4 protein-coding genes and 1 pseudogene are annotated in these 6911 nt (G+C 58.6%); all 5 read right to left on the bottom strand.

Translation table 11 applies throughout. From position 1 onward, the window contains the following. Positions 1–226, bottom strand: a pseudogene (locus A6M21_RS01270) (hypothetical protein); the annotation flags it as partial. Next, on the bottom strand, positions 216–1331 hold the full coding sequence (locus A6M21_RS01265) for a GerAB/ArcD/ProY family transporter (RefSeq protein WP_066666100.1): 1116 nt from the start codon (positions 1329–1331) through the stop codon (positions 216–218). The gene A6M21_RS01265 and the pseudogene A6M21_RS01270, both read right to left, overlap by 11 nt. Beyond that, entirely contained in the window at positions 1321–3372 is a 2052-nt protein-coding gene (locus tag A6M21_RS01260; RefSeq protein ID WP_066666099.1) for a spore germination protein, read from the bottom strand. Before A6M21_RS01260 ends, A6M21_RS01265 begins: the two co-directional genes overlap by 11 nt. A gap of 322 nt (positions 3373–3694) precedes the next feature. Beyond that, positions 3695–4738 (bottom strand): calcium/proton exchanger, encoded by a 1044-nt coding sequence (gene cax, locus A6M21_RS01255; RefSeq protein ID WP_066666098.1) that lies wholly within the window; start codon positions 4736–4738, stop codon positions 3695–3697. An 80-nt stretch (positions 4739–4818) separates the two neighbouring features. Next, positions 4819–6216, bottom strand: a complete 1398-nt coding sequence (locus A6M21_RS01250) for a PIG-L deacetylase family protein (RefSeq protein WP_066666097.1) — start codon at positions 6214–6216, stop codon at positions 4819–4821. Positions 6217–6911: the final 695 nt, after the last annotated feature.

Genomic DNA, 6911 nt, shown 5'->3' with positions numbered 1-6911 from the left:
GAATATACTCGCTTTGACCGCCCATACCGCCGCCCATGGCCCGGGGGATGGCAATCTGGGCGGTCAAAGCGAGTATATTCTCCCGGCCGCGGTCCACGCCCAGAACCAGGATGTAGGCGGAATCATCCACTTCCTGGTAGCCCCAGCAGCCGGGAATAAACAGCAGGGATAACAGAAAAACAGGCAGTACCCGGCGCCATTGCCGGGCGGCGCATTTAACCGCCACCGGCCCCCCCGCCTCCTCCCGGTGCCTTTCCTTTGTGTCCGGCCCGGGCCGCCACCCAGAGCAGTGCCGGCAAAACAAAGGCCGGCAGCCAGGCGTAACGGCGTACCACATACAGGTCCACCCATACGGCCTCGGTGACATTGGCCGGGATAAAGGCCAGCGCCATGACAATTATAGCCAGGGGCAGATTGAAGGGCCGGCGGTAGGGCAGCTTCAGCGCCCGGGTGATGATTACACTGCACGCGTACAGGCCGATGCTGATCTTGACCAGGCCGGCCATCGCCCACAAGGGCATGAAAACCGGCTCCAGCCGCTGTACAAAACGGCCGAAATAAATCAATTTGGCCAGTTCGAAGCTGGGCATGGTCATTTCCCTTAAAACCGGCACCGGAAAAGTGGCCTGCATGGAAAGCTGGCCGCAGACCATGATCAGCGCGGCCACCAAAATGCTCCACAGCCCCGGACCGCGGATGGCGGGCTTTTTCAAAGCCGGCTGGATCAGCGCCAGCAGAAGCACCTCGCCAATCAGCGAACTGCGCAGCAGGCCGGCGGTGATGATTTTTCCCAGCCCGGCCCCCCAAAGTGGAAACAGATAAGAGGGGTTCCAGAACGGATACGGTAAAATCATCACCAGCAGCGAGGCTGCAACGCTAAAGTAAAGCATCAGCCAGGCGCTGCGCGCCATGGCTTCCAAACCAATCGTGCAGGCCACCACCGCCCCCAGCAGCATGCCGATCATGGCCGCGCTGATCGGCAACTGGGGAACGGCCACCGTCACCGTCCGTTCGGCATATTGACGCAGGATGGAAGCCGTGGTGACCAGGAAAAAGGCCAGAAAGGCCAGGACAAAAATGGCGTTCAGCCGGGGGCCGAGCAACGTTTCCCCCACCTCAATGATGCTTTTGTCCGGAAACCTTTCCATCAGTGCAGCCAGGGGCAAAAAGGCCAGCGCGCCGGCCAGCGCGGCCACCAGCATGATCAGCCAGGCGGCCGTATTCCCCTCGTCCGCCAGCGCCGCCGGAAAAGTGAGAAAAGACTCGGTGACCATGGCGGCCAGCACCAGTGTGGCCGCCTCCCGTCCGTCCACCCATCCTTCATTGAGCACCTTTCCCGCCCCCTTTGCCGGATCCGGAACGGTCGATCCAATGGCGGCTGATCCGGGGTTGACGGCCTTTTATTTGAGTGTACAGGAAAGCGGGCCGCTTTTCCTGCGCCCAGACCGGCCCGCGGAACAGCACATCCGCCGCCGCGCCGGTGATCGGAGCCAGCGGGGCCAAAAAGGGCACGCCGAAGGACTTGGTGCCGGCCAGCAGGTGGAGGTGGACAAAAAACCCGAGCACCAGTCCCCAGATGCCCAGAATGGACCCCAGGAAAATGTACACAAACCGGATCAAGCGCACACTGAGCGAAAGGGAATAATTGGGGATGGTAAAGCTGCCGATCGCCGTCACCGCCACCACAATGATCAAGATCGGGCTGACGATGTGGGCGGCCACCGCCGCCTGGCCCAGAATCAGCGCACCCACAATGCCCAGGGTGGGGCCGATGATCCCGGGCACCCGGATGCCAGCCTCGCGGATCAACTCGAATGAACCTTCCATCAGAAAAACTTCCACCACCGAGGGGAAGGGCACCATTTCCCGGGAGGCGGAGATGGCCATGAGCAGGTCGGTGGGAATCATCTCATGATGAAAGGCCACCACCGCAATATAAAATCCGGGCAAAAAGGTGGCCAGAAAAAGCCCGGTCAGCCGGACGGCACGCAGCATGCTGCCGTATGGCCAGCGGACATAGGCATCCTCGGCGGAATGAAAAATGCTGAAAAAAGTGACCGGCACCACCAGGGCAAAGGGGCTGTTGTCGGTAATCAGCGCCACATGCCCTTCGACCAGTCCGGCCACCACCCGGTCCGGCCGCTCGGTGGCCAGGGTCTGCGGTGCCAGGCCGTATGTATTGTCCTCGATGAACTGTTCCAGCAGGCCGCTGTAACCGGCGAAATCGGCTTTGATCCTCTTCAGCCGCCGACGCACCTCATTCACCAGCCGGGCATTGGTCAGCCCTTCGATGTACAGCATGGCCACGTCCGTGCGGGCAATCCGGCCCACTTTAAAAAACTCCGTGACCAGATCGGGGGAATGCAGCGACTTGCGCACCAGTGCCGTATTGGTACGCAGTGTTTCCGTAAAAGCCTCCTGCGGGCCGCGTACCACCTGCTCGGTAAAGGGGCGTTCCACCTGGCGGTGCTCCCAGCCCTTGGTTTCCACCACAATTGCCTTGGGGCAGTAATCCACCAGCAGTACGGTGGAACCGCTGAGCACCGCGTCCACCACATCCCGCATTTCTTCACTGGTATCCACCTGGTTGCCCGGCAGCAGGTGGCGCACCACCATGTCCAACACGCTCACACCGCCCGCCGGTTCCCCGGGCTGGATGAGCATGAGCGGCTTGAGCAGCGAGGCATCCTGCACCTGCCGGTCAGTCATGCCGTCGATGTAGACGGCCGCGGCGGCCACCGGCGGTGCGGTGCCCAGGGCAAATTCCCGGAAAATTACATCCTTGTTCGGCGGCACATGAAAAAGCTTTTTCAGGCAGGTGATATTTTGCTTTAAGCTTGCTGTCACTTTGGCCCGCTCCCCCGCTTTTGCCCCGTCGACACCGGCACAGGCATGCTGCACGGCGGGCACGGGCTGTTTTGACCGTCCCCTTGCCGCCTGCTCCTGTTCAGCCCCTTTTTCCCGTCCCGTGCCGGACCGGTCCCCCGGCGGGGGGCCGGCCTGCTCCTCCCGGCGTCCCAGGACCCGTTTTTGCAATGGTTTCTGTCTGACCGGACGGCTTTTCCGCTTCCCGGCCGGACGGCCCCCCGCCGGAGCAGGAGTATCCGTTTGTCCCTGCCGTTCCCCGGATAAACCCCGCTCTTCCGGGGAATCTATCTGATCCGTCTGCCCCTTGCCGGGGGAAGCGTCCTTGCCGGAAATGGCGGTTTTTGTCCCTGAAGTCTGCCCCTGTTCCTCCCGGACCGTTATTCCCCCGTTTTTTTCCGCCCCGGCTCCCCCACCCGCCGGCGTATGGCCCGCCAGCAGTTCAAACGGCTGTCCTTCGGGCGGAGTAAAGGATATAATTTTCCAGATCCGTTCAAGCATGGCCATTAATTCCCCCCAAAAGAAAAACCGCCCGTTTCCAGGTAGGATGACCACGGCAAAGTTAAATTATGACTGCAACCATAAAATTGCACAACAGTAAATGAAATGCCGCCCTTAAAGGCGCGGCCGTACCAGGGAAGCGGCTGGCAGACATCCGGAAACAAAACGCGACGGTGTTTCCGGTAAGCGAACCGGCAGCGCGAACCGTACGTCTTACGGACATGAAAAATCCCCGGGGAGCTGCTCCGGAGCCTTTGGTGCCGGCAGAGCAACCACGGGGAACCGCGGGTGATTTTGTGCGCCGGAAACCGGCCCGGCGCGGATGGCGTCAAATTTTGATGAAATAAAAGGCCAGGGCGATGATCACATAAGTAATCAGCAGCAGCATGCCTTCCAAGTAATTGGTGTCACCGTCCCGGATCACATAGTTGACCATCAGCACCGACAGGATGAGCACGGTTAACTCCAGCGGGTTGAAAATCAAATCCATGGGACGTCCGGACAAGTAGCTGATGAAGACCAGCAGCGGGGTGACCAGGAGCGCAATTTGCGTGCTGCTGCCGATGGCGATTTCCAGGCTCAGGTCCATGCGTTTCTTCAAGGACATGAGCACCGCCGTACTGTGCTCGGCAGCGTTGCCGATCACCGGAATCAGAATCACCCCGATGAAGGCTTCGCTCCACCCGAGCGCGGCCACCACCGGTTCCACCGATACAACCAAAAAATCGCTCATCACCGCCACCAGCACCACTGAGCCAAACAGCACCCCCAGGGCCAGGGAAAGGCCCCATTCGGGCTTTTCCAGCATTTCATGAGCGGTGTGAAACAGATGCCGGTGGGTTTTGAAAGAAAATAGCAGGCTGGTCAAATAAGCCAGCATGAGCAAAATCGCCGCCACCAGGGAAATCAGCCGGGAAGCGCGGGGATCCAGTCCGCCGTATGAAAAGACCGCCGGCACAATCAGCGCCGTCATGACCAGAAACAGCATCGAGGTGCTGATTCCGGCCACACAGGTATTGAAGGTCAGTGTCTTATGTTTCAAACCGCCCAGAAACGCGGCAAAACCCAGCACCAGTAAAATATTGCCCAGGATGCTGCCGGCAATGCTAGCCTTGACCACGGTAAAAAGACCTTCCCGCAAGGCGAAAATGGTAATGATCAATTCCGTGGCGTTGCCGAAAGTGGCATTCAACAGGCCGCCCACCTGGGGACCGGCGTGGATGGCCAGTTCCTCGGTGGCCTTGCCCATCAGACCGGCCAGGGGGATGATGGCCAAACCGGAAAAAAGGAACAACCACAATGCACTGCCGTGGACCAGTTCCAGGCCGACAGCCACCGGCACGGCCGCCAGCAGGGGATAAAGGAATTTCATGGCACCCTCCCGATCTGCTTGTCCTGCCCATATTTTTTCACACTCAAGCCAGACCAGTCAAGGAATACTTTTCCTTTGCCCTATTGCCTGAACAACCGCCAGGCCGTACGATCGAACAGACCGCGGCCGTACCGGGATTCCGCCCCGGCCATGAGCACGCGCATTTTAGCCGTTTCCGGGCTATCCACCGCCAACACGATCATGTTCCGCCGGGAGGCGAAATAATTTACCGCCGGGGATAAGCTGTTCCCCGCTTTGTGCAGAACTTCAACCTTCCCCCCGCGCATCATAAGATCTATCCTTTTTACATCGCGACCCGGACCGAATAAACGAAAGTGCAAAAAATAAGCCACTTTGGGCGAAACCGGCTCCCTGGTTTCCAGGCGCATCCAGAGGCGGTTTCCCTGCCGCTGCAGGCGCAGCCGGATGATATCCACCGCCCCTTCCAGCGTCAGTTGGACGGTATCCGCCCGGGCATCCGGCAGCACGGCTTTCGTCCGCCAGGCGGCGAAGGCCGGCGGCGCCGCATCGCCGCCGGTTAACGGCAGGGCGGCCGGCGATCCGAATAACTCTGTTTTACGCACGAAGGCCCACAGGAAAGGCTTCATCACTGCTTCCTGAGTCGGGTAGTCATGCAGTGCCTTGTTTTTGAGACGGATTTCTGCCGGTGTCAACGGAAAGTCGTCCCAATGTGTCAGGTTGGCCAGTTCCGCCGGCGGCAGCAAAGGCATGTGTGCATCCGGCGCCGGAGGCTGCGGCCACAGGTAACGGTGCACCAGGTAGGTATGTTCCCGGGGGTGCAGGTCGAGCATGGTCAGGGTATACTTGACATAGGCCGCAGTGGCCCAGTGGTCCGGATGCTCGTCCAGGGAAGTGGGATAGTAAATATCCGTCGGTTTGAAATCCGTGATCTCCCTGGTCAGGTCGTCCACCACATCCTGGCCGCAGTAGGGCGCCCCAGGACGCAGGGCAAAGGAATAAGGCACCCGGTCCACATTGACTCCGCCGCTCACCCGGGGATGCCCGCGGTCCCAATAGGCATCCCAGAGAAACCGGGTCCCTCCGTCGGGGTAGCCAAGGAAAACCACGTCCTTTTCAGCCAGGCCGAGAGTGTGCATGGCCTTTAGCGTCTCCAGGTGCCTGGCGACACCCATGCGGCGGTAATCTTGCGGTACGGGGTTGTTTTTATGCGCGAAGATTTGCGCCGCTTTAAAGAAACTGTCCCCGCAGGTGATCATCACCACCCTCACCGGCCGATTTTCGGCCGTTGCCCGGGCAATCACGCCGGCCGTCCCCAGACTCTCATCGTCCGGGTGGGGTGCCACCACCATCACCCGCTTTCCCAATCCGCCCCAGTAAGGTACGCGTGCTTTTGGGGATTCCCGGTAAATCACGGCCAGGACGGCCGTCACAAGAAGCACCACGGTCAAAAAAACATAACTGACTATGCGTAAATGCCGGCTACCGATCACAATCATCAACCCGCTCACAATGAATTTGACGGATTACAGACGTCCGGCATTAATTTACCCGGGCGGTCCGGAAAAATTGCACAAGCGATATGAACCGGAACGAATAAAAACCTCCCCCGCCGGGCGGAAGAGGTTTTTCTGAAACCGGTTTTTTTCCGGCTCTCTTTTGTTTTAATTATTGCTTGCTAATTCCACCAGCCCATGCCGAACACCAGCAGGATCAGAACCAGGAAGATGATGAAGGGACCATCGAAAAATCCGCCCTGTGCTTTCATTAAAATACAGCCTCCTTTTATTTCAGGTTAATTCCACCAGCCCATGCCAAATACCAACAGGATCAGAATCAGGAAGATGATGAAGGGACCATCAAAGAACCCGCCCTGAGTATTCACCAGCGACCCCCCTTATACTTTATCTACCATCACTGTATGAAAATACCGCCTTTTTTGTTACAGCCCATTGCCCGAAAACTTCCGGCAATTTCATTTCGCTTATTTATCGCCGCCGTCCCCGTCGCTGCCTTCACCCGGACTGTATCCGGTACCATAGAAGAGTAAAATAAAAACAAGAAAGAGGATGAACGGGTTATTCACTTAAATCCCCCCAATACTGTAAATTACCACCCCTTACCGGCCGTAGTGACAGGAGCCGCAAAATATAATTCCTCTCTTTCCCGGCAGTGTTAATAAAAACCTCCTCCG

Source organism: Desulfotomaculum copahuensis (assembly GCF_001655685.1).
Lineage (GTDB): Bacteria > Bacillota > Desulfotomaculia > Desulfotomaculales > Desulfovirgulaceae > Desulfotomaculum_G > Desulfotomaculum_G copahuensis.
The sequence above is the reverse complement of the archived record's forward strand: the minus strand, read 5'-3'. Positions and strand labels throughout refer to the sequence as shown.

What these genes read in the sequence shown, in the direction of transcription:
- A6M21_RS01260 (WP_066666099.1), bottom strand. Translation starts at nt 3,372, where the DNA reads ATGGCCATGCTTGAACGGATCTGGAAAATTATATCCTTTACTCCGCCC.
- A6M21_RS01250 (WP_066666097.1), bottom strand. Translation starts at nt 6,216, where the DNA reads ATGATTGTGATCGGTAGCCGGCATTTACGCATAGTCAGTTATGTTTTT.
- cax (WP_066666098.1), bottom strand. Translation starts at nt 4,738, where the DNA reads ATGAAATTCCTTTATCCCCTGCTGGCGGCCGTGCCGGTGGCTGTCGGC.